Raw genomic sequence first — 23,135 nt, 5'->3', positions numbered from 1 at the left:
CCATGTGCCTAGGCATCCCCGGCCAGATCGTGGCCATCACCGACGAAGCCCGGCAGATGGCCATGGCCGATGTCTCGGGCGTGCGGCGCGAGGTGTCGCTGGCCCCGGTCGCGCTGGGCCCGCTGGAGGATCTGGTCGGCGAATGGGTGCTGATCCATGTGGGCTTCGCCATGGCGGTGATCGACGCGCATGAGGCGGCCGAGACTCTGGAGGCCTTGCGCGGCCTCGGCGAGGCGCAAGAGACGCTGGAGCAGATGGCGGAGGGCGCGAAAGCGTTGGAGGATCAATGAGATACGTCGAGGAATTCCGCGACCCGAAAGCCGCGAAGATCCTGATCGCCGCCATCGCCCGGGTGGCCGACCAGATCGGCGCCACGCGCGAAAAACCCGTGCACATCATGGAGATCTGCGGCGGGCATACCCACGCGATCTTCCGCTACGGCCTCGACAAACTGGTGCATGAGGGGATCGAATTCATCCACGGCCCCGGCTGTCCGGTCTGCGTGCTGCCCATGTCGCGCGTCGACGATTGCGTGACGATTGCCGAGCGGCCGGGGGTCATCTTCACCACTTTCGGCGACGCCATGCGGGTGCCGGGGACGCGGAAATCTTTGATCCAGGCCAAGGCCGAAGGCGCCGATATCCGCATGGTCTATTCGCCCTTGGACGCGCTGGAACTGGCCCGGCGGAACCCCGGGCGGGAGGTCGTCTTCTTCGGCCTCGGCTTCGAGACGACGACGCCTTCCACGGCGCTCAGCATCCAGCAGGCGGCGCGCGAGGGGCTGACGAATTTCAGCGTCTTCTGCAACCACATCACCGTACCCGAGCCGATCAAGGCGCTGCTCGACGACCCCCACATGGTGCTGGACGGCTTCGTCGGGCCCGGCCATGTGTCGATGGTGATCGGCGTGCATCCCTATGATTTCATTGCCAAGGATTACGGCAAACCCATCGTCGTCGCCGGGTTCGAGCCCATCGACCTGCTGCAATCGGTGCTGATGGTGCTGGAGCAGATCCGCGACGGCAAGGCCGAGGTGCAGAACCAATACGCCCGCGTCGTGCCTGAACACGGCAACCCGATCAGCCTGGCCGCCATCGCCGATGTCTACGAACGCCGGCCCCGTTTCGCCTGGCGGGGCCTGGGGGAAATCGATGCATCGGGCCTGCGCATCCGCGAGAAATACCTGGCCTGGGACGCCGAAACCAAGTTCGGCATCGGCTATGCGGCCTCGCCCGATGACGAGCCCGAGGGCTGCGAATGCGCGGCCGTGATGACCGGGCGGATGAAGCCCACCGCCTGCCCGCAATTCGGCCGGGGCTGCAAGCCGGAGACACCGCTGGGTGCGCTGATGGTGTCGTCCGAAGGGGCCTGCGCGGCGTACTGGACCTATGGCGGATCACGGGTAGCGGCAGAATGAAAGACACGATCATGCCCCTCCGCGACCAGCGCGTGACGCTTGCCCATGGCGGCGGCGGCAAGGCGATGCGCGACCTGATCGAGAGCGTTTTCACCAGCGTTTTCAATCCCCCGGGGATGGAGGATCAGGCGCGGCTGATGGACGCCCGCTTGCAGGAGCCGGGCGCGCGGCTGGCCTTCACCACCGACAGCTTCGTCGTGACCCCGGTCGAATTCCCCGGCGGCGACATCGGCAAGATCGCCGTCTGCGGCACGGTCAATGACCTGGCGGTCGGCGGCGCCAAACCGCTCTGGCTGTCGGCCAGCTTCATCATCGAGGAGGGCTGCGAGGTGGCGCTGCTGCGCCGGCTGGTCGCCTCGATGGCGCGCGAGGCGGCGAAGGCGGGCGTCCGCATCGTCACCGGAGATACCAAGGTGGTCAACCGGGGCGCCTGCGATACGGTCTATATCACCACCGCCGGGGTGGGGGTGATCCCGCCCGGCCGCGACCTTGACGCGCGGTCCATCCGGCCGGGGGATGTGGCCATCGTCAACCATGTGCTGGGCGACCACGGCGCGGCGATCCTCGCGGCGCGGGGCGACCTGATGCTGTCCACCGACCTCGAGTCCGACTGCCAGTCGCTGGGCCATCTGATGGAGGCGCTGATCGCCGCCGCGCCGGGCACCAAAGCCGCACGGGACGCGACCCGCGGCGGCCTCGCCTCGACGCTGAACGAGATGGCCGAGGCCGCGGGCTGCTCGGTGGAACTGGACGAGATCGCGCTGCCGCTCAGGCCCGAGGTGAAGGGCGTCTGCGAGATCCTGGGCCTCGACCCGCTCTATCTGGCCAATGAGGGCACCCTCGTGGTCTTCGTCCCGGAAGCCGAAGCTCAGGCCGCGCTCGCCGCCATGCGGGCCATGCCGGAGGGGCAGGGCGCCTGCATCATCGGTCGTGCCGTCCCGAAAGCCCACGTCCCCGTCACCCTGCGCACCGCCTTCGGCGGCACGCGGATTGTCGACATGCTGGTGGGCGAACAGCTGCCCCGGATCTGCTGAGGCTCAGGCCGCGCCGGCCAGCGTGTCGCGGATCTCGTATTCGCGGGCGATGCCCAGCGTCCGTTCCCCCCAGGCCGAGGCCCGGGTCCGCGCCTGATGCGCCTCGAAGGCTGCGCGGTCGGCGAACAGCTCGTCCACAGTCCAGGTCATTGCACCGGCATGGGTCACCTCGAACTGCAGGCAGCCGGGCTCTGCCCGGGTCAGCCGGACATGCTCAGGCAGGTATTCCCGCACGATGGCGGCCTGCTCTTCGCTGGCACAGATCAATTTGCCGATCAGCTGGATCGCCATGAACGCCCCCTCCCGTCATGGTTCTGTCATCGAACCGAGACGCGGTTGTGACAGGCCGGAGGTAATGCCGCCAGACCCAAGTTCAAGTCCTGTCGGAGAACCCCATGCCCACCCGCCTTCTGGCTTCGAGCGCGCTGGCGCTGATCCTCGCCACCCCCGGCTTCGCGCAAGAGATGAATTTCAACCGCATCGCCGCCTTCCCCGTGGCGCGGAACCTGCCCGAGGCCGAGGAAACCTCGGCCGAGATCATCGCCGCGACCGAGGACGGCCTGACGCTGGTCTATACCGACAGCCCCTCGGGCTCGGTGGGTTTCATCGACATCACCGACCCCGCGGCGCCCGCGCCCCTGGGCGCGCTGGATGTGGCGGGTGAGCCCACCTCGGTCGCCATCGCCGGGACCACGGGCTATGTCGCGGTCAACACCTCGGCCGATTACGTCACCACCGGCGGCGCGCTCCTGACGCTCGATGTGGCGGGCCGGGCGATCACCGCGTCCTGCGATCTGGGCGGGCAGCCCGATTCCGTGGCCATCGCCCCGGATCAGAGCTTCCTGGCCGTCGCCATCGAGAATGAGCGGGATGAAGAACTGAACGACGGCGCCCTGCCGCAGATGCCCGCGGGCTATGTGGCGATCCTGCCGCTGACCGACGGCACCGTCGATTGCGCGGCGATGATCCGCGCCGAGGTCACCGGCCTCGCCGACATCGCGCCCGAGGATCCCGAGCCCGAATTCGTCTCGATCAACGCCGCGGGCGAGATCGCGCTGACGCTGCAGGAAAACAACCATATCGTCATCCTCGACCGCACCGGCGCGGTGCTGAGCCATTTCTCGGCCGGTGAAGCGACGGCCGAGAATGTGGATACCGTCAAGGACGGCCAGCTGGTTTTCGACCAGTCCGTGACCCGCCTGCGCGAGCCCGATGCGATCACCTGGGTTGACGCGGGCCACGTCGCCATCGCCAACGAGGGCGACTGGAACGGGGGCAGCCGCACCTGGTCGGTCTTCAACCGCGACGGCACGCTGGTTTATGACAGCGGCTCCTCGCTGGAACATGCCATCGTCGAGATCGGCCATTACCCGGAGGGCCGCTCGGGCAAGAAGGGCGTCGAGCTGGAATCGGTGACCGCCGCCACCTTCGGCGAGACGCCGATGATCTTCGTCGGCTCCGAGCGCGGCTCGGTGATCGGCGTCTATGACGCGACCGATCCCGCGGCGCCGGTGCTGCGCCAGCTCCTGCCCTCGGGCATCGGGCCGGAGGGGCTGCTGGCGATCCCGTCGCGGGGCCTCTTCGTCACCGCCAATGAAAGCGACCTCGGCGCCGATGGCGCGGCGCGCTCGCATGTCATGGTCTACGAATGGCAGGAGGCACCCGCCGCCTATCCGCAACTGACCTCGGCCGGGATGGACCAGCTGACCGGCTGGGGCGCGATCTCGGGCATGGTCGCGGGCGAGGACGGGATGCTCTATGCCATCAGCGACTCGGTCTATGGCGCGCAGCCGACGATCTTCGTCATCGACCCGTCGCAGCAGCCGGCCCGCATCGTGCAGGCGATCCGCGTGACCCGGGACGGCGCCCCGGCGGCGCATATGGACATGGAGGGCATCACGCTGGACGGGCAGGGCGGTTTCTGGGTCGCCAACGAGGGCCGCACCGACCGTGAGATCCCGCACGCGCTTTACCACGTCGATGCCTCGGGCGCGATCACCGAGGAGGTGACGCTGCCCGACGCGCTGCTGGCCCAGGAACGCCGCTTCGGCTTCGAGGGGGTGACCATGGTCGACGGCACGCTCTGGATGGCGGTGCAGCGCGAATGGGGCGACGATCCCGAGGGGATGGTGAAGCTGCTGGCCTATACGCCCGCGACCGGCGACTGGGCGGCGGTGCATTACCCGCTGGCGGCGCATGAACGCGGCTGGGTCGGGCTGTCCGAGATCGTGGCCCATGAGGGCTATCTGTACATTGTCGAGCGCGACAACCAGCTCGGCGATCTGGCGGCGATCAAGCAGATCACCCGCGTGGCGCTGGCCGACCTGCAGCCCGCACCGCTGGGCGGCGCGCTGCCGGTGGTGACGCCGGAGGTGGTGGTGGACTTGCTGCCCTACCTGACCGCGACCGGTGGCTATGTGCTGGACAAGGTCGAGAGCCTCGCCATCACCGCTGACGGCACGATGTGGATCGCCACCGACAATGACGGGGTGGACGACCATTCCGGCGAGACGATGTTCTTCGCCCTGCCGCCGATGTGAGGCGCTGCTGTAGGATGGGCAATATTGCCCATCCTACGAGGACCCTGCCGCCAAAGAAAAAGCCCCGCGCGATGGCGGGGCTTTTCATCATTCCAGTTCGATGGTCCCCGGCGGTTTCGAGGTGCAATCGTAGAAGACGCGGTTGACCCCGTGCACCTCGTTGATGATCCGGGTCGAGGTCTCGCCCAGGAATTCATGCGTGAAGGGGTAGTAATCCGCCGTCATCCCGTCGACTGAAGTCACGGCGCGAAGGGCCAGCGCGTAATCATAGGTCCGCCCGTCGCCCATCACGCCCACCGTGCGCATCGGCAGGATGGCGGCGAAGGCCTGCCAGATCTCGTCATAGAGGCCATGCTTGCGGATCTGGTCGATATAGATCGCATCGGCCTTGCGCAGGATGTCCAGCTTCTCTCGGGTGATCTCGCCCGGGCAGCGGATCGCGAGGCCCGGCCCCGGGAAGGGATGCCGGCCGATGAACGAGGCCGGCAGGCCCAGTTCATGCCCCAGCGCGCGGACCTCGTCCTTGAAGAGTTCGCGCAAGGGTTCGACCAGCTTCAGCCCCATCTTCTCGGGCAGGCCGCCGACGTTGTGGTGCGACTTGATGGTGACCGAGGGGCCGCCCGAAAAGCTCACCGATTCAATCACATCCGGATAGAGCGTGCCCTGGGCCAGGAACTCGGCGCCCTCGATCTGATCCGCGTATTTCTGGAACACGTCGATGAACAGCTTGCCGATGGTCTTGCGCTTCACCTCGGGGTCGGAGACGCCTTCCAGCGCGCCGAGGAACAGATCGCTCTCATCGGCGTGGATCAGGTTCAGGTTGTAATTGTCGCGGAACATGGCGACGACCTGCTCGGCCTCGTTCAGCCGCAGCAACCCGTGATCGACGAAAACGCAGGTCAGCTGATCGCCGATCGCCTCGTGCAGCAGGATGCCCGTCACCGACGAATCCACGCCCCCCGACAGCGCGCAGATCACCTGTCTGTCGCCGACCTGGGCGCGGATCTTGGCGATCATCTCCTCGCGGTAGGCGCCCATGGTCCAGTCGCCGGTGAAGCCCGCCAGCTTCACGAAATTCTCGTAGAGCGTGGCGCCGTTCGGCGTGTGGTGGACTTCCGGGTGGAACTGCACGGCGTAGAAGCGGCGCGACAGGTCCGCGGTCATGGCGAAGGGCGCGCCGGGCGAGGTGCCGTAGACCTCGAAGCCGGGGGCCAGCTCGGCCACGTGGTCGCCGTGGCTCATCCAGACTTGCTCACGCCCCGAAGGGTCCATGAACCAGCCGTTGAAGAGGTCGGTCTTCAGCGTGGTCGGCTTCACATAGGCCCGGCCGAATTCGGCGGTATGGCTCTGGCCCGCTTCGACCCGGCCGCCCAGATCCTGCATCATCACCTGCTGGCCGTAGCAGATGCCGAGGATCGGCACGCCCAGGTCATAGGCGGCCTTCGGCGGGCGGGGCGAGCCCTCGCGCGTCACGCTGTCCGGCCCGCCCGAGAAGATGATCGCCTTCGGGGCGAAGTCCTTCAGGAAGGCGTCGGTCACCTTCTGGTAGGGGTGGATTTCGCAATAGACATTCAGCTCCCTGAGGCGCCGCGCGATCAGCTGCGTCACCTGGGACCCGAAGTCGATGATGAGAAGGCGCTGGTGGCCGGAAAGGGGGCTTTGCTGGGTCATGGCCAGCCTTTAGGCGCGCGCCGAAGGCTTCGCAAGAGAACAATGCGGGAAGGCGGCGGTACAGGGCGGGAAGGGGGATTTTCAGGGCGCCATATCGGTGCGTGCAAGCACGCACCCTACGCAGGGCGGGCCCCTCTCCGTCAACGCGACTCTCCCGTAGGGTGCGTGCTCGCACGCACCACCGCAGGCGCCCGCGGGATGGGCTTTCAACCTGCCGTGCCCGCGCGCCCCTCCGGCAAGCCGCTCCCGTCGCCGATGTCCCACCACAGCCCCGCCATCAGCCCCAGCGCCTCTCGGCAGAGCGGCATCAGCACGTGTTCGTCCGGCGCGTGCTGGTTGCAGGCGCGGTAGGAATGCGGGATCCAGATCGTCGGCAGGCCGAGGATCCCGGCGAAGATGTCATTGGGCAGCGAGCCGCCGAGATTGGGCAGCACATGCGGCGCCCGGCCCGCGGTACGGGTCAGCGACTGATGCACGAAGCGCGCCCAGGGCGCCTCGGGGTCAAGGCGGGTGGCGGCGAAAGAGGCCTCGCCGCCCTCGATCCTCACCCGCTCGAATCCCCGGGCGTCGAGGTGGCGGCGCAGCGCGGGCAGAACCGCCTCGGGCTCGGTGCCGACCACGAAACGCAGCTGGCAGCTGGCCCGCGCCGCGCCGGAAATCGCGTTCTGCGGCGCCTCGGGCACGCCTGCTTTCATCGCCAGCACGGCAAAGGAGTTCCAGCCGAAGACCCGCTCGGCCGGGCTGAGCGAGGCCTCGCCCCAGTCGAGGTCCAGCGCCGGGCCCTCCGGCTCCTCGACCGGCAGCCCGGCCAGCGCCGCCCGCACGCTCCCGGTCAGCGATCGGGGCCGCCATTCCGGCACCAGGATCTGCCCCCTTGCATCGGTGATGACCGACAGCGCCTGCGCCAGGATCATCGCCGGATCGGCCAGCAGCCCGCCCCAATTGCCCGAATGATGCGCCCCGTCGCGCAGCCGCACCGAAAGGTCGAAATTCAGGACGCCCCGCGCGCCCATGAACATGGTCGGCACCCCGGGCTGCAGCCTTGGCCCGTCCGAGGCGATGAAGACATCGGCCTTCAGCGCCGCGCGCTCGGCCTCGGCCAGCGCGGCGAGGCCCGGCGAGCCGATCTCCTCGGCCATTTCCAGAAGCAGCACCATGTTGAAGCCGAGCCGCCCGCGCACCGCCAGCACCGCGTCGAGCGCCATCAGGTTGATGAGATGCTGCGCCTTGTTGTCCGCGGCGCCCCGGCCGTAAAGCCGCTCGCCTTCGGCCCTGAGCACGAAGGGCGCGCGCCCCTCGGCCCAGTCCGCGGCCTGGCCATGGGTGACATCGCCATGCCCGTAGCTCAGCACGCTCGGCAGCGAGGGATCCTCGATCCGCCGGGCCAGCAGCAGGGGCGGGGCGCCGGGCTGGGGATTGGCCAGCACCCGGCAGTCGAAGCCCAGCAGAGAGAGCCGGTCCCTCAGCGCTGCCAGATAGGCGTTGAGCGCCCCTTGCGCCCCCGGCACCTGGCTTTCCGACGGGATCGCCACCAGCGCCGCCAGCGCCGCCGCGAATACCCCGCTGTCCGGAATACCCCGCTGTCCGCCTGATCCTGCGCCGCCGCGATGGCCGTTTCTCTGCTCATGAGGGTCCTTTCCGCTGCCGCGACAAGGCTAGCCGCCCCCGCGCGGCTTGGCTATACTCGCCCGGCAGCACGGAGACCCGCATGAGCGACAATCCAACCCCCGAAACCAGTTCCGCGCCCGCCACCTGGCGCATCATCCTGGCCGCGATTCTCGATTTCTTCACCGCCTTCATCGTTCTGGGCTATCTGGTCGCCCGCTTCACCGGCAACCTGACCGAGAGCGGCTTTGCCCTGTCCGGCACCCCGGCGCTGGTGCTCTTCGCGCTGATCGCGCTGTACTTCATCCTCGGCGTCAAGCTTTTCGGCGGCACCCTCTGGCAGAGGCTCCTGCGCGCCAACCGGCGCCGCTGAATGTCGCCTTTCGCCGCCAGACGGCGCTTCCGGCCCAGCCGCTGACAGGCCCACGGCCTATTCCTCGCCTCAGACCATCTGCGGGGAGCTATTGCGATGAACGATGTCAGGACCGAGCGTCGGGTGCGGGGTGGCGGCGGTGCCGCGCGTCGGGCCGAGCGGACCGCCGTGTCGATGGACACCGCGAAGTTCATCACCCGCAACATTCCGAATTTCGAGATCCTCAACGAGGAAGCGCTCGAGATCATCGAATGGAACGCCGATACCGTGCTCGAGGAGATCGGCGTCAACTTCGTCGAGAACCCGGCGGCGCTGCAGCTCTGGCGCGAGGCGGGGGCCGATGTCCGGGGCGAGCGCGTGCATATCCCGCGCGGCCTTGCCCGGGAACTCTGCAAGACCGCGCCCTCGACCTTCACCCAGCACGCCCGCAATCCCGAGCGCAACGTGGTGATCGGCGGCAAGGGGCTGGTGCTGGCGCCGGTCTACGGCCCTCCCTTCGTGCGCGACAACGAGGGCGGGCGCCGCTATGCCACGATGGAAGATTTCCGCAATTTCGTGAAGCTCGGCTACATGTCGAAATGGCTGCACCATTCGGGCGGCACGGTTTGCGAACCCACGGATGTGGCGGTGAACAAGCGCCATCTCGACATGCTGCTCGCGCACATGACCCTCTCGGACAAGCCCTATATGGGCTCGGTCACCGAACCCGTGCGGGCCGAGGATTCGGTCACCATGTCGAAGATCCTGTTCGGCGAGGATTTCGTCGACCAGAACACGGTGATGACCTCGCTCATCAACATCAACTCGCCGCTGACCTTCGACAGCACGATGATGGGCGCGCTGGAGGTCTACGCCAAGCACAATCAGGCCGCGATCATCTCGCCCTTCATCGTCGGCGGCGCCATGGCGCCGGTGACGGTCGCGGGCACCCTGACCCAGGTTCTGGCCGAGGTTCTGGCCGGCGTCGCCTACAGCCAGCTGATCCGCAAGGGCGCGCCGGTGATCTTCGGGGCCTTCGTCACCTCGATCGACATGAACTCGGGCGCGCCGACCTTCGGCACGCCGGAAGCCGCGCATATCACCTATGGCGCGGGGCAACTGGCGCGTCGCATGGGGCTGCCCTACCGGTCGGGCGGGGCTTTCTGCGGCTCGAAACTCCCCGACGCGCAGGCGGCCTACGAGACCGCGAATTCGCTGAACATGGCGCTGCTGGCGGGGGTCAACTTCATGCTCCACGCCTGCGGCTGGCTCGAAGGCGGGCTGGTCTCGTCCTACGAGAAATTCGTGCTGGACGCCGACCAGCTGGGCACGCTGCACCATCTGGCCAAGGGCGTCTCGATGGACGAGAACGGCCAGGCCATGGACGCGATCCGCGAGGTGGGTCCGGGCGGGCATTACCTCGGCTGCCAGCACACGCAGTCGAATTTCAAGACGGCCTTCTGGCGGACCGATGTGCTGGATTACAAACCCTACGAGACCTGGGAGGAAGAAGGCGCCCGCGATTCGGCGACGCTGGCCAACCAGCGGGTGAAGAAACTCCTGCGCGATTTCCAGGCCCCGACGCTGGACCCGGCGATTGCCGAGGCGCTGGAGAGCTATGTGGCGCAGCGCAAGGCCAGCGAGCCGGACGCGTTCGGCTGACCTGAGCGCCCGTAGGGTGGGGTTTCACCCCACCCCGAACACCGCGTAGGGTGCGTGCTTGCACGCACCTTTGCCGTTTGTGGATGGGTCGATCCAGAACGGTGCGTGCAAGCACGCACCCTACAGCCTGGCGATTCCGCGGGCCGCGAGGTGGGGTGAAACCCCACCCTACGCCGCCGGTCCGTTTGGCCTTGTCTGTTTGCCCCGACCTCTCACCCTGTAGGGTGGGTTTCCAACCCACCACCGCGCTCCCGTCGCAGGGGACACCCTTACCGACACCTTAACGCGGCCAGCCAACTCCTTGCCTCCAAACGGCCCGAACAATGTCCCACGCGTGGGACACCCCCCTCACACCGCCAGAATCGTCGTCGACTTGATCTCCTCCATCGACAACAGCGCCGTCACGTTGTGGATCTTCACGTCCCTTATCAGCGCCTGATAGAACGCGTCATAGGCCCGCGCGTTCGCCACCCGCACCTTGAGGATATAGTCGATATCCCCCGCCAGCCGATGCGCCTCCAGGCATTCGGGTCGCGAGCGGACCGAGGCCAGGAACCGCTCCTGCCAGCCCGGGTCATGCTCGGCCGTCCTGACCAGCACGAAGAAACAGGCCTCCAGCCCCAGGGCCTCGGGGTCCAGAAGCACCGTCTGCCGCCCGATCACGCCCTGATCCTTCATCTTGCGGATCCGGTTCCAGACCGGGGTCTTGGACGAGCCGACCTTGCGGGCGATGTCGTCGAGGGATTGGCCCGCATCCTCCTGCAACTCCTTCAGGATCTTGCGGTCGAGCGGGTCGAGGTCGGGTCTGGTCATGCAAAGCCTCCGGCAACGGGGCGAGCCTATCCTCGCACCCTGCGCCCGTCCAGCAGGCGCCCCCTTGCGAAGCGGCGCCGGGAGCGATTGAGTGAGGCCCAACGAAGGGGGCGGGCATGGACGGGGATTTCGACTATCTGATCGTCGGCGCGGGCAGTTCCGGCTCGGTCCTGGCGTCCCGGCTGGCGGCGGCGGGCAAGCGGGCGCTGGTGCTGGAAGCGGGCGGCAGCGAGCGGCGCTTCTATGTCGAGATGCCGCTGGGCTATGGCAAGCTCTTCTACGACCCCTCCGTCAACTGGGCCTACCGGACCGAACCCGACCCGGGCCTCAACGGCCAGCGCGATTACTGGCCGCGGGGGAAACTGGTGGGTGGCTCGTCCTCGATCAACGCCATGGTCTGGATCCGCGGCCACGCCAGCGATTACGACGATTGGCAGGCGGCGACCGGGACCTCGTTCTGGGGGCGCGAGAACACGAGTGCCGCCTATCGCGCGATCGAGGACAATGCCGACGGGGCCGACGATTACCGGGGGCAGGGCGGGCCCTTGTTCATCCGCTCGGGCCGCGAGCCCGCGCATCCCTTGGTCCGCCCCTATCTCGAGGCCTGCGCCGCCGCGGGCCTGCCCTTCAACGCCGATTTCAACGGCGCCCTTCAGGAAGGTGCCGGGATCTATCAGCTGACCATCAAGGGCGGCCGGCGCAATTCGGCGGCGCGGGCCTTCCTCAGGCCGGCGATGAAGACCGGCCGCATCGCGCTGCGCACCAAGGCACAGGTGACGCGGCTGCTGCTGGAGGGGCGCCGGGCCGTGGGCGTCGAATACCGCTGGAAAGGCGCGCTGCATCAGGCAAAGGCGGGCGAGGTGATCCTGGCGGGCGGCGCGATCAACACGCCGCAGATCCTGATGCTGTCCGGGATCGGGCCGGGGGCGATGCTGGCCGGGCAGGGGATCGGCGTGGTGCTGGACCAGCCGAACATTGGCGCGCATCTCAACGACCATCAGGGCATCAACTATACCTACCGGATGAAGGTGCCGACGATGAACGACCTCCTGCGGCCCTGGTGGGGCAAGGCGCTGGTGGGCATGCGGTATCTTCTGACCGGGGGCGGGCCGCTCTCGGTCTCGATCAACCACGGCGGCGGGTTCTTCCGTACCGATCCGGGCCTCGACCGGCCCAATATGCAGCTGTATTTCCAGGCGTTTTCCACCCTGATGCCGCGCGACGGCGAGCGGCCGATCCTCAGCCCCGACCCCTTCCCGGGCCTGTCCATCGGCCTGTCGAACTGCCGGCCGACCAGCCGGGGGCATCTGGAACTGGCCTCGCCCGATCCCTTCGCGGCGGTGAAGATCCACGCCAATGTCTTTTCCACCGACCAGGACGTGGCCGAGATGCTGGCGGCGGTGAAATTCCTGCGCAGGATCGCCGATCAGGCGCCGATGAAGGCGCTGATCGCCGAGGAATTGCGCCCGGGGCCCGCAGTGCAGACCGACGCGCAGCTGATCGACGATTTCCGCAACCGGTCCGGCACGGTGTTTCACCCCTCCTGCACGGTGCGGATGGGGGCGGATCCGGCGACTTCGGTGCTGGATGCGGATCTGCGGGTGCGGGGGATCGAGGGGCTGCGGGTCTGCGACGCCTCGGCCTTTCCGACGCTCATTGGCGGCAACACCAACGCGCCCGCGATCCTGCTGGGCTGGCTGGGGGCCGAGCGGATCCTCGGGCAAGGCCCGACTTGATCCGTGTCATGGCCGCGCCCCGGGCCGGGCGGCATACTCTCCCCGTCACGGCCGGTGGAGAGAGGCGATGAGCGTGCTGGTCAAGGATTGGGGCTTCGTGCCCGAGGATTGGACGCAGGGCTATGTGCCGCTTGCGGCGCTGTCGGATCATCCGGGCGGGGCCGGGGTGGATCTGCGGACGCCCGAGATCGGCGCGCGGGACTGGGCGCGGCTTTGCTCGCTTTTGCCCGAGCTGGGGCTGGTGCGGATCGAATTGCGCCATTTCGCCGATGTCGCGGCGCTGGATCTGGCGCGGGCGATCCGGGCCGAGCACTATGCCGGGCGGCTCCGGGCCCATGGCGCGGTGCTGGCCGGGCTCTATACCCTGACCCGGCGCGCAGGCTTCGACGAGATCGAGCTCGACCGCGATCAGGCCCGCCTGCAACCGGCCGAGCATTGGCGCTTCGAGGCCGGCTGGAACCCGGCCCGGCGCGGCGGCGACCGGCCCGAGGGCGCGCGGTCCGCCTGAGATGCGTCCCCGGGACGCAGCGGCAGGGCGGCCTGCCGGGGTTCCCCTCCCCTCCATTCCGCCCTATGTCCGGGGTCACGTCAGATCGAAAGGCTGTTTCATGTCCGATGCCGCCCCCGCCACGCCGGTGCCCCCGCTCAAGACCCTGCCCGACGCGCAGACGGTGACTTCCGTCCGGCACTGGACCGACCGGCTGTTTTCCTTCCGCTGCACCCGGCCCCAGAGCCTGCGCTTCCGCTCGGGCGAATTCGTGATGATCGGGCTCTTGGACGACCGCGGCAAACCCTTGCTCAGGGCCTATTCCATCGCCTCGCCGAACTGGGACGAGGAGCTGGAATTCTATTCGATCAAGGTGCCGGATGGCCCGCTGACCTCGCGGCTGCAGCATATCGCGCCCGGCGACCAGATCATCCTGCGCCCCAAGCCCGTGGGCACGCTGGTGCATGACGCGCTCCTGCCGGGCAAAAGGGTGTGGTTCCTGGCGACGGGGACCGGGATCGCGCCCTTCGCCTCGCTGATGCGCGACCCCGAGACCTATGAGAAATACGAGCAGGTGGTGATGATGCACACCTGCCGGACGGTCGATGAACTGGCCTATGGCCGGGAACTGATCGAGAGCCTGAGGGAAGATCCGCTGATCGGCGAGATGGTCGAGGGCAAGCTGTTCTATTACCCGACCACGACGCGCGAGGATTTCCATCATCAGGGGCGGATCACCGACAACCTGACCTCGGGCAAGGTCTTTGCCGATCTCGGCATCGCGCCGATGGACCGTGACCACGACCGGGCCATGGTCTGCGGTTCACTGGCCTTCAACCATGACGTCAAGGCGGTGCTGGAGGGCTTCGGCCTGCGCGAGGGCGCGAACAGCGAGCCGCGGGAATATGTGGTGGAAAAGGCCTTCGTCGGCGAGGGAATCTGAGGCGGCCCTGGTAGGATGGGCAATATTGCCCATCCTACGGGGCCTGCGCACCCGCCGAGATCGGCAAGAAAAAACGGGCGGCGAGGGATCTCGCCGCCCGTTTGCTGTCTGCCCGAGGCCTCAGAGGTTGAGGAGACCGCGCACCTGGTCCAGCGCCGCGGGCAGCAGGGCCGGGTTGTCGCGCGCACCCTGCAGCGCGGTGCGGGCGGTGGCCTTGCGCAGGGCGCTCATGTCCGAGGCCTCGATCGCGGCGAGCGCCCGGTCATAGTCGAAACCCTCGGCGGTGAAGAGGGTCGAGAGGTCGGTCGCCGCGGCCGGGGTCTCGGCGCTCGCGGTCGCTCCGGCGGTGGCCTCGGTCGAGGCGGCGGGCGCGGTCTCGGCCGTCGCCGCGGGGGCCGTCGCCGCGGGGGCCTCGGTCGCGGGCGCTTCTGTCACCGGCGCGGTTTCGGCCGCGGCCGCGGCTTCTTCGCTGACGGCTTCAGTCGCGGTCACCGCTTCCGGCATCGCCTCGGGGGCGTCGGCTTCGGCGGCGACGCCTTCGGCCGCTTCGGTCGCCTGTTCGGCGGCGTCGCTGGCCATGGTCGAGGCCGCGTCACCGGCGTTCTGCGCCGCTTCGACAGCCTGGTCGACCATCGCGCCCGCGCCTTCGGCCGCGTTGGTCGCGGCTTCGGTCACGGCGTCGACCGCCTGCTGGGCGGCATCGCCCACGCCTTCGGCCGCGTCCTGAACCGCGTCCTGGACGGCCTCGGCGGCGTTTTCCAGCGGGGCGGGCGTCTCGGCCGCTTCGGGCGCGGGCTCGACCGGAGCGACCTCGGGGATGGCCGGAGCGGGGGCCGGGGTCGGCGCCGGTTGCGGCATCGGCCGCTCGCGCGAGACCCAGATGCCCAGACCGGCCGCAAGCACGATGGCGGCGACGATCAGGATCTTTTTCATGACATGTCCTCAAAAGCACGTAAGCCCAAGGTGTCGCATCGCTGGGCGGCAAAGGCAATGGTCCCGGGCCCGGCAGGGCATCAAACCGCCGCGTCTGGCCCCTGAACCTGCGCAACCTTGCCACCGCGCCCCTTGCAACCGGGGGGCTGCGGGTCTATTTTTCCGGCGCTTGATGACCACAGAAGGAATCCCACCATAGCTCGCAGACCTCACAACGCTCCGCCCAGCCGCGACACCGGACCCCGCGTCAATGACCGGATCCGTGCGCCGGAAGTCCGCCTGATCGGGGCGGAAGGCGAAAACATCGGCGTCGTCCCGCCAGCCCGGGCCATGGCCCTGGCCGAAGAGGCCGGACTCGACCTGGTCGAGATCTCGCCAAACGCGGTCCCGCCGGTCTGCAAGATCATGGATTTCGGCAAGTTCAAATACGAACAGCAAAAGCGCGAGGCCGAGGCGCGCAAGAAGCAGAAGATCATCGAGATCAAGGAAATCAAGTTCCGCCCGGGCACCGACACGCATGATTACGACGTGAAGATGCGCGCGGTGCAGAAATTCCTGGAAGAAGGCGACAAGGTGAAGGTCACCCTGCGCTTCAAGGGCCGCGAGATGGCGCACCAGGAACTGGGCATGGAACTGCTGAACCGGGTGGCCTCGGACGTGACCGAGATCGGCAAGATCGAGAACATGCCGAAGCTCGAAGGCCGCCAGATGGTGATGATGATCGCCCCGCGCTGAGGCGCCCGCGATCCCGAGACGACCAGACCGCCGCCCCCTCCGGGCGGCGGTTCGCGTTTCGGCGTCAGCCGCCGTCGCTGACCCCGGGCAGGGCGGGGCGATAGCGCTGCGCCTCGGCCCTGAGCGCATCGCCCAGGCACGAGACCTCGGACGAGACGCGGTCCAGCATGGCGCGGCGGGCCCGCATCGAGCTGGCCAGCAGGATCCGTCGCATGGTGCTGGCGCGGCCGCGCGGGCTGTTGAGGAATTCCTCCTGCGCGATCAGCGATTCGGCCGGGCTGCCGAGGGTCAGCAGCGCATCATGGCTGCCCAGCGCGCCATAGGCGGCGCCCAGACAGGCGGCCATCTGATCGTCGTCGCACAGCGCCCGGCAGAGGCTGAGCAGCGGTTCGGCCGCGGTGCTGGCCATCAGCCAGCGTTCGAGCGCGGGCGTGTCCATCACCTCGCCCATCATCTGCCATTGCGCACTGCCCACCGGCACCAGATCGGCGATCGCCGCCCGGTGCGGGGCATCGGCCGCCCGCCAGAGCAGATAGAGCAGATCGCCGTCCACCGCCGCCGGATCGACCGTGGTCAGGTCCGGGTGCTCGCGCGCGGCCAGCGTGACCAGCGCCTCGCGCGCGGCGCGGGGTTCGTCCAGCGCCTCGAACCGGGTGATGAGGTCGGGGCCGCCGCCCGGCGTGCGCAGCGCGATCCAGGCCGCGACCAGCGGATGCCCGGCCTCCTCGGCCAGCCAGCTGCGCCCGGACATGCCGCCCGGCGCCCGCAACAGGGCGATGCGCTGGGCCCGCGGCAGATGGGCGAGGTAGGGCCCCTGCAGGGCGGGCATCTTGTCGATCTGCCCCAGCAGCACCCGGGCCGCGGCATTGCCTTCGGCCGCGAGGGTGGCGAGCGCGGGCAGGGCCGTGCCCTCGTCATCGGCCAGCCAGGCGTCGCGGGCGGCGACGAAAGCCTCGGCCTCGGCCCCCGGAACCGGCGTGGTCGCCGCCGCATCGTTCAGCCCGGCCGCAAGGGTCAGCGCCAGCGCCGCCCCGGCCAGCAGGCGGGCGAGGGGACGAAGCGGGCGAAGGTCGGCGCGGTTGCGGATCAAGGTCGGGCCATGACAGGGGCGCCGGCCGGCGGCCGGACGAGTTCAGACAAACATCAGGTGACGGGAACCACCGAAACACGGCTCCCGCGCCGAAGACAGGTCCTGGACGGGGCTGGGTGCCACTGTGCGAAGACGAAGCGGGATGCGCAACAGGTTTGTGCACCCGCGAAGGATCGAAAGGGCGCTGCCCTGACGGCAGCGCCCGCCCGCCGGGGTCGGCTTCAGCTGCGCAGACGGGTCACGACCGCCTGCATCTGCTCGAGCGGCATGTAGCCGCGCAGCAATTCCCCGTCGTCGCCCTCGCCCATGACGAAGGTCGGCGTGCCCGAGATCTGCAGCCGCTGCGCCAGCTCGTGATTGGCGCGCAGGACCGCGGTGACGGCATCGCCGCTCATCTCGGCCATGACCTGATCGGCGTCGAGGCCCAGATCGCCGGCGATGCCGCGCAGATCCTCGGGGGTGATGTCGCCCTCCCAGGCCATCAGCGCGTCATGCACTCGGCCATAGGGCTCGTCGCCGCCGACCTGCTGCACGGCGACGGCGAAACGGCTCATCACCTCGGATTGCGGGCCGAGGATCGGGAATTCCTTCACCACCAGCCGGATATTGCCGTCGCTGCCGATCAGATCCATGACCGCGGGCTGCGCCCGGCGGCAATAGCCGCAGCGGTAATCCATGAACTCGACCAGGGTGATGTCGCCCTCGGGATTGCCCGCGACCCAGGAATGGCCGTCGCGGAAGATGTCCTCGGCGTTGATCTGCACCAGCGCCAGATCCATGTCGGCCTGCGCCGCCTGCTGCTGGCGCTCGTATTCGGCCACCGCCTCGAAGATGACTTCGGGGTGCTCCATCAGATAGGCCCGCACCTCGCCGCGGAAGGCCTCGCGCTCGGCCTCGCCCATGGCCGAGGCGGTCGCGGGCGACGAGCTCTGGGCCAGGACGGGCCCGGCAAGGATCCCGCCGCCCAGGGCGGTTGCGGCGATCAGGGCGGCAAAAAGGGACTGGCGGACCATGGGCTGAGGGCTCCTCGGGGTTTCAACGGCGGCAGATTGCGCGGCACGGGGGGGCAATTCAACCCCGGAAGCGAGGCGGGCCCGAAACCCTGACCCAAACGTGATGCCCTGCCAGGGCGGGGCGGGGATTCCCCCGGGCCCGCTTTCGCGCTAGGAAGCGGCAAGAAACCGGCGAACGGCAGGAGGGCAGGGCATGCAGCGACACGCACGAGGGCCGAGGGGCTGGCTCGCCGTCCTTCTCGCGCTGCTGTGCCTTCTCGTCGCGCCGCCCCTCGCCGCGCAGGACCTCGGCGCCGCCGCCCGCCTGACCGGGCCGCTGAGCCTTGAAGCCGGGTGGCGCAGCCTGACGCTGAGCGTGCCGCTGTCGCAGCCGGTGCCCTGGCGCACGCGGCTGCTGAGCGACCCGCCGCGGGCGGTGGTCGATTTCCGCACGCTGGACTGGGCGGGGATGGACCCGGCCGAGGTGCCGCGGGTCGGCGCGGTCACCGCGCTGCGCACCGGCGACGCGGGCGGCGGCTGGAGCCGTCTGGTGATCGAACTCGACCGGCCGATGGGCTTTGCCGAAGCCGGGATGGCGACCGACCCGGAAAGCGGCGCCGCCCGGCTCACCCTGTCGCTGACGCCGATGTCGGACACCGCCTTCGCGGCGCAGGCCTCGGCGCTGGCGGCGACCGATGGCGCACCCTCGGCCGATGTGCTGCGCGCCACCGCCGACCGCCCGCCGCTGGGCCAGCGGCCGACCATCGTCGTGCTGGACCCCGGCCATGGCGGGGTCGATCCCGGCGCGATCCATGAAGGCGTGACCGAGGCCGAGATCACCCTGACCTTCGCCCGCGAACTGGCCGAGGCCCTGCGCCGCACCGGGCGCTACACGGTGGTGCTGACCCGCGACAACGACAGTTTCCTGTCGCTTGAAGGGCGGATCACCGTGGCGCATGGCGCGCAGGCCGATCTGTTCCTGTCGATCCATGCCGATGCGCTGGAAGACGGCCATGCGGTGGGCGCCACGCTCTATACCCTGGCCGAAGGGGCGACGGATGCGGCCGCCGCAGCGCTGGCCGAACGGCATGACCGCGACGACATGCTGGGCGGCGGTGTGGACCTGACCGGCACCGACGACACCGTGGCGGGGGTGCTGATGGCCCTGGCCCGGGCCGAGACGCAGCCCGCCACCGACCGGCTGGCGAGGGCGCTGGTCGAGGCGATCCGCAGCGCCGAGATCCGCATGCACCGCCACCCCTGGCAGCAGGCGGCCTTCTCGGTGCTGAAATCGCCCTCGGTGCCCTCGGCGCTGCTGGAGATCGGGTTCCTGTCCTCGGAAACCGACCGCACCCGCCTGCGCGACCGCCGCTGGCGCACGCAGATGGAACAGGCGCTGGTGGCGGGCCTCGATGCCTGGGTCGAGGGCGAAGTCGCGCAACAGGCCCTGCGCCGCCGGTAGCAAGGGGTTTCGCCCTCGTTCCCCGCTGCCGCGGGCGCCTCGGGCGACCAGCGGCGCGGCGTACCGCCGCGCCGAAGAAAGGGGGGCCGTCTGCCCCCCTCTTGGCCTGACGGCCTGGTCCGGCCCTGCGCTTACGCTCCGGGCGTTCGGGCCTGACGACGCGCCACTGGCGCCTCGTCCGGGCGGCCCTCACCCCCGAGGATATTTGGAGCGCAAAGAAGGCGGCTTAGCGCCCTCTTAACTTGTATCTTTGTTCTCCAAATATCCTCGGGGGTTTCCAAAGGGGGCCCGAGGGTCCCCTTTGGCGGGGGGTGAGCGGTGTCTCGGAAACGCGCCAGTGGCGCGCCTCTCGCCGCGAACGCCGCGCCCGTGGCGCGGCCGGGAGTCGAGGGGGCTGGCCCCCCGCCCCTTGCTGTCTCCGGACTCGCCCCCCACTGCTGCCTCGGCGCCCCTTCAAACCTGCGCGATTTCCTGCCCCGGCGGCGCCCCGGCCATGAGCCACCTTTTGACCCGGGCCCCGCTTGCGTATACTGGGGGACAAGTCCCCCCCTGGAGATCCGCGTGACCCGAGCCATTCTTTCGTTCTTCGGCGGCCTGTTCAGCTTCATCATGCTGGGCACGTTCTTCGGCGCCCTGACCGTGGGCGGCGTGATCTGGGTCTATACGCATGACCTGCCCTCGACCGAGCAGCTGGCCAATTACGCCCCGCCGATGATCTCCCGCGTCTATTCGGGCGAGGGCGACATGATGGACGAATTCGCCCGGGAGCGGCGGCTCTTCACCCCCATCGAGGATATCCCGCCGCTGGTCCGCGCCGCCTTCATCTCGGCCGAGGACCGCTATTTCTATCAGCATCAGGGCTTCAACCCGCTGGCGATCCTGTCGGCGGCCCGCGATGCCGTCGTCTCGCGCGGGCGCAACACGCGCGGTGCCTCGACCATCACCCAGCAGGTGATGAAGAACTTCCTGCTGTCGTCCGACCGCACCGTCGAGCGCAAGATCCGCGAGATCATCCTGGCCTTCCGCGTCGAGCAGACGCTCTCGAAGGATGAGATCCTGGAGCTTTACCTCAACGAGATCTTCCTCGGGCAGAATTCCTTCGGGGTGACGGCGGCGGCGCAGACCTATTTCAACAAGACGCTGGAAGACCTGACGCTGGAGGAAATGGCCTTCCTCGCCGCGCTGCCCCAGGCGCCGTCCGAATACCATCCGGTGCGCGCGCGTGAGCGGGTGACGGAGCGGCGCAACTGGATCCTCGGCCAGATGGCCGAGAATGGCTACATCACCCAGGATGAGGCCGAGGCCGCGCGGGCCCGGCCGCTGCTGACCGTGCAGGGCGGCGATATCCCGGCCTTCCGCCAGTCGCTGCCCGAGCGCGATTATTTCACCGACGAGATCCGCCGCCAGCTGTCCACGACCTTTGGCGAGGAGGAATTCTTCACCGGCGGCCTGACCATCCGCGCGACTGTCGACCCGGCCATGCAGGTGGTCGCGGCGCATGCTTTGCAGCGCGCGCTTGAGGAATACGACCGTTCGCAGGGGGAATGGCGCGGCACCGGCATCACGCTCACGGCCGAGGATCTGACGGACGAGGAGAGCTGGCGCGCGGCGCTGGCGCGGACCAGCCTCGCGCGGGACATCACCCTGGGCAATCCCTGGCATCCGGCGGTGGTGCTGGAGGTCTCGGCCGACCGCGCCCGGATCGGGATCGAGGGCGAGGCCGAGATCGGTCAGATCGACCGGCCGGACATCAACTGGCTGCGGGGCTCGGTTTCCGACAATCTGGACGTGGGCGATGTGGTCTATGTCCGGGCCGTCACCGCGGATTCGGACGGCAGTTTCCAGCGCTGGTCGCTCAGGCAGGTGCCCGAGGTCGAGGGCGCCTTCATGGCGATGGATGTCAATACCGGCCGGGTGATCGCCATGCAGGGCGGCTTCAGCTATCAGGCCTCGTCCTTCAACCGGGCGACGCAGGCGATGCGCCAGCCGGGCTCCAGCTTCAAGCCCTTCGTCTATGCCGCGGCGCTGGATTCGGGTTTCACCCCGGCCACGATCATCATCGACGCGCCGATCGAGATCGACACCGGCGAGGGGATCTGGCGGCCGAACAACTCGAACCACGATTTCCTCGGGCCGGCGCCGATGCGGCTGGGGATCGAGCAATCGCGCAACCTGATGACCGTTCGGCTGGCGCAGGAAGTCGGCATGGACGTCGTCGCGGGCTATGCCGAGCGCTTCGGGGTCTATGACCGGTTGCAGCCGTTCCTCGCCAATTCGCTGGGCGCGCAGGAGACGACGCTGTTCCGGGTCGTCGCCGCCTATGCCATGTTCGCCAATGGCGGCGAGCGGGTGGAGCCGACGCTGGTCGACCGGGTGCAGGACCGCTGGGGCCGCACCGTCTATCGCCATGACAACCGCCAGTGCATCGAATGCACCGAGCCCGATCTGCCGGCGGGGCAGGCGCCCTGGATCGCCTCGCGCCGCCAGCGGGTGATGGATCCGATCACCGCCTATCAGCTGACCTCGATGATGCAGGGCGTGGTGCAGCGCGGCACGGCCTCGGGCGCGATCCGGCTGCCGGTGCCGGTGGCGGGCAAGACCGGGACCACCAATGATGCGCGGGATGTGTGGTTCGTGGGCTATACCTCGACCATGGTGGCGGGCTGCTACATCGGTTTCGACCGGCCGCGGTCGCTGGGGCGGCGGGCCTCGGGGGGCGGGCTCTGCGCGCCGGTGTTCCAGGAATTCATGACCGAGGCGATCCAGCATTACGGCGGCGGGCGTTTCGCGGTGCCGCCGGGCGGGCATTTCATCTCCATCGACCGGCACACGGGCGAGCGGGTCGGCGAGGGGTCGGGCGGCGATGTGGTGGCGGAATATTTCCGCGACGGCGAGGAGCCGGTGTTCGGCATCGACGCGCTGATCGACGGCGGTTTCGCCATGGGCATGGCGCTGCCGGTGTTCGCCCCCGATCCGAGCAGCGTGACGCTGAGCGAGGACGGCACGGATCCGGGGACTGGCGAGACGTTGCAGGTGCCGGGTCAGGCGAATTTCGGCACCTTGTCCGCGGGCGGTCTTTACTGAGACCGTCCCTTCGGCGGGAGGCACGCTCCCGCCCGCCCGCCCCGCGTGCCTCCCGCCGAAGGGACGGGGCGCGGGTGAGGTGTCTGACAAGGGCGTATTTGGGACAAGGTGAAGGGGCGGGTCAGCGCGAGGGGGGCAGGCCCTCGAAGGCTGGCAGGTCCGGGGGCAAGGCGTGCCAGGGGGCTTTCTCGGCCGTGAAGATGGCAAAGCCCGGGCCGGGCCAGTCCTGCGCCCGGTCGAGCGTGCCGATCTTGACGATGCGTTTGGTCTGGCCGGGGCGCAGGGTCGTGACCTGCGTGCCGCAATCGGGGCAGAATTCGCGGATGACCGGGGCGGGCAGGTCGGGGCGCGCGAACTGCGAGGCTGTGCCCTTGGTCCAGGTGAAGCTGTCGGGCGCGACCAGCGCAAAGGCATTGGGCCCGCCGCCCGAGGCATGCTGGCAGGCCCGGCAATAGCAGAGCCCGCCCCTGGGCATCGGCCCCTCGATCCGGTAGCGCAGCGCGCCGCAGTAACATCCGCCTTCCAGGGTCATGACGTGTCTCTCTCTGTCTGGTACTGATTCCCGAACTCAGACTAGGC

20 protein-coding genes are annotated in these 23,135 nt (G+C 68.8%); 12 read left to right on the top strand and 8 right to left on the bottom strand.

Features of this window, described 5'->3' with window-relative positions; translation table 11 throughout:
* Positions 1-2: 2 nt before the first annotated feature.
* The 3 genes from DDE23_RS21580 to hypE are packed head-to-tail and all read left to right on the top strand — an operon-like array spanning position 3 to position 2,451.
* The gene (locus tag DDE23_RS21580) at positions 3-290 is read left to right on the top strand and encodes a HypC/HybG/HupF family hydrogenase formation chaperone (protein ID WP_107750156.1); all 288 of its coding nucleotides are present in this window, start codon (positions 3-5) and stop codon (positions 288-290) included.
* Complete coding sequence (gene hypD / locus DDE23_RS21575; RefSeq protein ID WP_107750157.1) at positions 287-1,417, top strand: hydrogenase formation protein HypD; 1,131 nt, start codon at positions 287-289, stop codon at positions 1,415-1,417. The genes DDE23_RS21580 and hypD overlap by 4 nt, the downstream gene beginning before the upstream one ends.
* Positions 1,418-1,428: 11 nt before the next feature.
* On the top strand, positions 1,429-2,451 hold the full coding sequence (hypE, locus tag DDE23_RS21570; protein WP_107750249.1) for a hydrogenase expression/formation protein HypE: 1,023 nt from the start codon (positions 1,429-1,431) through the stop codon (positions 2,449-2,451).
* Between the two features lie 3 nt (positions 2,452-2,454).
* Here the strand turns inward: hypE and DDE23_RS21565 are convergent, their stop codons facing one another.
* Positions 2,455-2,742 (bottom strand): putative quinol monooxygenase, encoded by a 288-nt coding sequence (locus DDE23_RS21565; protein WP_107750158.1) that lies wholly within the window; start codon positions 2,740-2,742, stop codon positions 2,455-2,457.
* A 104-nt stretch (positions 2,743-2,846) separates the two neighbouring features.
* Here DDE23_RS21565 and DDE23_RS21560 point away from each other — a divergent pair, with 104 nt between their 5' ends.
* Positions 2,847-4,991 carry an esterase-like activity of phytase family protein gene (locus tag DDE23_RS21560; protein ID WP_107750159.1) on the top strand — a complete coding sequence of 715 codons (2,145 nt, stop codon included), beginning with the start codon at positions 2,847-2,849 and terminating at the stop codon, positions 4,989-4,991.
* An 87-nt stretch (positions 4,992-5,078) separates the two neighbouring features.
* Here the strand turns inward: DDE23_RS21560 and guaA are convergent, their stop codons facing one another.
* The gene (guaA, locus tag DDE23_RS21555; protein ID WP_107750160.1) at positions 5,079-6,662 is read right to left on the bottom strand and encodes a glutamine-hydrolyzing GMP synthase; all 1,584 of its coding nucleotides are present in this window, start codon (positions 6,660-6,662) and stop codon (positions 5,079-5,081) included.
* A gap of 206 nt (positions 6,663-6,868) precedes the next feature.
* Positions 6,869-8,194: a M20/M25/M40 family metallo-hydrolase gene (locus DDE23_RS21550; protein ID WP_238150082.1), complete on the bottom strand. Its 1,326-nt coding sequence runs from the start codon at positions 8,192-8,194 to the stop codon at positions 6,869-6,871.
* A 176-nt stretch (positions 8,195-8,370) separates the two neighbouring features.
* Here DDE23_RS21550 and DDE23_RS21545 point away from each other — a divergent pair, with 176 nt between their 5' ends.
* Both DDE23_RS21545 and DDE23_RS21540 read left to right on the top strand, forming a co-directional pair.
* The gene (locus tag DDE23_RS21545) at positions 8,371-8,640 is read left to right on the top strand and encodes a hypothetical protein (RefSeq protein ID WP_107750162.1); all 270 of its coding nucleotides are present in this window, start codon (positions 8,371-8,373) and stop codon (positions 8,638-8,640) included.
* Positions 8,641-8,736: 96 nt separating this feature from the next.
* A complete protein-coding gene (locus DDE23_RS21540; RefSeq protein WP_107750163.1) occupies positions 8,737-10,281 on the top strand; it encodes a trimethylamine methyltransferase family protein in 1,545 nt (514 codons plus the stop codon).
* A gap of 348 nt (positions 10,282-10,629) precedes the next feature.
* Here DDE23_RS21540 and DDE23_RS21535 read toward each other — a convergent pair whose 3' ends face one another.
* Positions 10,630-11,094, bottom strand: coding sequence for an Lrp/AsnC family transcriptional regulator (locus tag DDE23_RS21535; protein ID WP_107750164.1), 465 nt, complete (start codon positions 11,092-11,094; stop codon positions 10,630-10,632).
* Positions 11,095-11,210: 116 nt separating this feature from the next.
* Between DDE23_RS21535 and DDE23_RS21530 the strand changes: the two genes are divergently transcribed.
* The 3 genes from DDE23_RS21530 (at position 11,211) to DDE23_RS21520 (ending at position 14,260) form a co-directional block, all read left to right on the top strand.
* Complete coding sequence (locus tag DDE23_RS21530) at positions 11,211-12,830, top strand: GMC family oxidoreductase (protein ID WP_107750165.1); 1,620 nt, start codon at positions 11,211-11,213, stop codon at positions 12,828-12,830.
* A gap of 67 nt (positions 12,831-12,897) precedes the next feature.
* Positions 12,898-13,338, top strand: coding sequence for a DUF934 domain-containing protein (locus DDE23_RS21525; RefSeq protein WP_107750166.1), 441 nt, complete (start codon positions 12,898-12,900; stop codon positions 13,336-13,338).
* A 100-nt stretch (positions 13,339-13,438) separates the two neighbouring features.
* On the top strand, positions 13,439-14,260 hold the full coding sequence (locus DDE23_RS21520) for a ferredoxin--NADP reductase (protein ID WP_107750167.1): 822 nt from the start codon (positions 13,439-13,441) through the stop codon (positions 14,258-14,260).
* A gap of 120 nt (positions 14,261-14,380) precedes the next feature.
* Here the strand turns inward: DDE23_RS21520 and DDE23_RS25205 are convergent, their stop codons facing one another.
* Entirely contained in the window at positions 14,381-15,193 is an 813-nt protein-coding gene (locus DDE23_RS25205; RefSeq protein ID WP_107750168.1) for a hypothetical protein, read from the bottom strand.
* A gap of 117 nt (positions 15,194-15,310) precedes the next feature.
* Between DDE23_RS25205 and infC the strand changes: the two genes are divergently transcribed.
* Complete coding sequence (gene infC / locus DDE23_RS21510; protein ID WP_337589839.1) at positions 15,311-15,928, top strand: translation initiation factor IF-3; 618 nt, start codon at positions 15,311-15,313, stop codon at positions 15,926-15,928.
* 64 nt (positions 15,929-15,992) lie between these two features.
* On the opposite strand, the gene DDE23_RS21505 is transcribed toward infC, so the two are convergent.
* Both DDE23_RS21505 and DDE23_RS21500 read right to left on the bottom strand, forming a co-directional pair.
* Positions 15,993-17,018, bottom strand: coding sequence for a hypothetical protein (locus DDE23_RS21505; protein WP_107750169.1), 1,026 nt, complete (start codon positions 17,016-17,018; stop codon positions 15,993-15,995).
* Positions 17,019-17,239: 221 nt separating this feature from the next.
* Positions 17,240-18,031 (bottom strand): DsbA family protein, encoded by a 792-nt coding sequence (locus DDE23_RS21500; protein ID WP_107750170.1) that lies wholly within the window; start codon positions 18,029-18,031, stop codon positions 17,240-17,242.
* A gap of 193 nt (positions 18,032-18,224) precedes the next feature.
* Here DDE23_RS21500 and DDE23_RS21495 point away from each other — a divergent pair, with 193 nt between their 5' ends.
* Entirely contained in the window at positions 18,225-19,472 is a 1,248-nt protein-coding gene (locus DDE23_RS21495) for an N-acetylmuramoyl-L-alanine amidase family protein (protein ID WP_107750171.1), read from the top strand.
* Between the two features lie 561 nt (positions 19,473-20,033).
* Positions 20,034-22,556 (top strand): penicillin-binding protein 1A, encoded by a 2,523-nt coding sequence (locus DDE23_RS21490; RefSeq protein ID WP_107750172.1) that lies wholly within the window; start codon positions 20,034-20,036, stop codon positions 22,554-22,556.
* A gap of 121 nt (positions 22,557-22,677) precedes the next feature.
* On the opposite strand, the gene DDE23_RS21485 is transcribed toward DDE23_RS21490, so the two are convergent.
* Entirely contained in the window at positions 22,678-23,088 is a 411-nt protein-coding gene (locus tag DDE23_RS21485) for a GFA family protein (RefSeq protein ID WP_107750173.1), read from the bottom strand.
* Positions 23,089-23,135 lie beyond the last annotated feature (47 nt).

This window comes from Pararhodobacter aggregans (assembly GCF_003075525.1).
Classification (GTDB): domain Bacteria; phylum Pseudomonadota; class Alphaproteobacteria; order Rhodobacterales; family Rhodobacteraceae; genus Pararhodobacter; species Pararhodobacter aggregans.
Note: the sequence above shows the minus strand (reverse complement) of the source record. Positions and strands in the feature narration are given on the sequence as shown.

Coding starts and splice junctions, on each gene's coding strand:
- DDE23_RS21580 (WP_107750156.1), top strand. CDS start 3: ATGTGCCTAGGCATCCCCGGCCAGATCGTGGCCATCACCGACGAAGCC.
- hypD (WP_107750157.1), top strand. CDS start 287: ATGAGATACGTCGAGGAATTCCGCGACCCGAAAGCCGCGAAGATCCTG.
- hypE (WP_107750249.1), top strand. CDS start 1,429: ATGCCCCTCCGCGACCAGCGCGTGACGCTTGCCCATGGCGGCGGCGGC.
- DDE23_RS21565 (WP_107750158.1), bottom strand. CDS start 2,742: ATGGCGATCCAGCTGATCGGCAAATTGATCTGTGCCAGCGAAGAGCAG.
- DDE23_RS21560 (WP_107750159.1), top strand. CDS start 2,847: ATGCCCACCCGCCTTCTGGCTTCGAGCGCGCTGGCGCTGATCCTCGCC.
- guaA (WP_107750160.1), bottom strand. CDS start 6,662: ATGACCCAGCAAAGCCCCCTTTCCGGCCACCAGCGCCTTCTCATCATC.
- DDE23_RS21545 (WP_107750162.1), top strand. CDS start 8,371: ATGAGCGACAATCCAACCCCCGAAACCAGTTCCGCGCCCGCCACCTGG.
- DDE23_RS21540 (WP_107750163.1), top strand. CDS start 8,737: ATGAACGATGTCAGGACCGAGCGTCGGGTGCGGGGTGGCGGCGGTGCC.
- DDE23_RS21535 (WP_107750164.1), bottom strand. CDS start 11,094: ATGACCAGACCCGACCTCGACCCGCTCGACCGCAAGATCCTGAAGGAG.
- DDE23_RS21530 (WP_107750165.1), top strand. CDS start 11,211: ATGGACGGGGATTTCGACTATCTGATCGTCGGCGCGGGCAGTTCCGGC.
- DDE23_RS21525 (WP_107750166.1), top strand. CDS start 12,898: ATGAGCGTGCTGGTCAAGGATTGGGGCTTCGTGCCCGAGGATTGGACG.
- DDE23_RS21520 (WP_107750167.1), top strand. CDS start 13,439: ATGTCCGATGCCGCCCCCGCCACGCCGGTGCCCCCGCTCAAGACCCTG.
- DDE23_RS25205 (WP_107750168.1), bottom strand. CDS start 15,193: ATGAAAAAGATCCTGATCGTCGCCGCCATCGTGCTTGCGGCCGGTCTG.
- DDE23_RS21500 (WP_107750170.1), bottom strand. CDS start 18,031: ATGGTCCGCCAGTCCCTTTTTGCCGCCCTGATCGCCGCAACCGCCCTG.
- DDE23_RS21495 (WP_107750171.1), top strand. CDS start 18,225: ATGCAGCGACACGCACGAGGGCCGAGGGGCTGGCTCGCCGTCCTTCTC.
- DDE23_RS21485 (WP_107750173.1), bottom strand. CDS start 23,088: ATGACCCTGGAAGGCGGATGTTACTGCGGCGCGCTGCGCTACCGGATC.